Here is a 1,102-nt window from a genome sequence, read left to right as displayed (position 1 = left end):
GCGGGACGCCCGCCGACCGACACGGGATCGATCGTCGCATGTCTGACGCCCACGTGGCCCCTCGCCCCTCGACTTTCGGCATGCGGTGTCATAACCTCCGCTCGAGGGTTGGAGTGTCGTTCATCACAGTCACCACGACGTCACTGGACTCAGGCCGAGCTCGAGGAGGAGCGATGGGCAAGTTCGACGGGAAGGTCGTCCTGATCACTGGTGGCGCGCGGGGCCAGGGGCGTTCGCACGCTCTGACCTTCGCCCGGGAGGGCGCCGATGTGGCCTTCTGCGACATCGCCGGTCAGATCGACACGGTGCCGTACGCCATGTCCCGGACCGGTGACCTGGAGGACACGGTCAAGCAGGTCGAAGAACTCGATCGGCGCTGTGTGGGCGTCACCGCCGATGTGCGTGACGCTGCGGCGGTCGGCTCGTTCGTCGAGCAGGCGCGCACCGAGCTCGGTCGGGTCGACTTCCTGCTCGCCAACGCCGGGATCTTCTCGTTCTCCACCATCGCGGACATGGACGACGCGACGTGGCAGGACATGATCGACACGAACCTCACCGGGGTCTTCCACACGATCCGGGCGGTTCTGCCGGTGATGATCGAGCAGGGTCACGGGCGGATCGTGGTGACCTCGTCGATGGCCGGCAAGGTCGGGATGGCCCATGTCGGGCACTACGTCGCGGCCAAGTGGGGCGTGATCGGGCTCGTGAAGTCGGTGGCTCAGGAGGTCGGTGGGAACGGCGTCACGATCAACGCGGTGTGTCCGACGAGCGTGGACACCGACATGATCCAGAACGAGGCCGCGTACCGCTTGTTCCTTCCGGACACTCCGAATCCGACCCGGGATGCCGCGGCGCCGGCGTTCCAGTCGTTGAACACGATTCCGATCCCGTGGGTGGAGGTCTCCGACATCTCCAACACCATGGCGTTCCTGTGTTCGGACGAGGCGCGCTACATCACCGGGGAGACGATCGCGGTCGCCGCCGGGATGAACGCCGCGAACGCCGGCTGAGGTGGCAGCCGGGACCGATCGGCCCGAGGACCGGGCGCCCGGAGATCGGGTGCCCGAGCCGACGGCGTCGTCCGGACCGAGTGCGCGAGCCC

1 protein-coding gene is annotated in these 1,102 nt (G+C 67.5%); it reads left to right on the top strand.

Annotated elements, in window-relative coordinates:
• Positions 1-173: 173 nt before the first annotated feature.
• Entirely contained in the window at positions 174-1,010 is an 837-nt protein-coding gene (locus AC2A1K_RS35640) for a mycofactocin-coupled SDR family oxidoreductase (RefSeq protein ID WP_483901078.1), read from the top strand.
• Positions 1,011-1,102 lie beyond the last annotated feature (92 nt).

This window comes from Actinomycetospora sp. 2LY8.5 (assembly GCF_057180585.1).
This window is presented reverse-complemented; position numbering and strand designations above follow the sequence as displayed.

Excerpts from the sequence above, each read along its gene's own strand:
- AC2A1K_RS35640 (WP_483901078.1), top strand. The coding sequence starts at position 174 with ATGGGCAAGTTCGACGGGAAGGTCGTCCTGATCACTGGTGGCGCGCGG.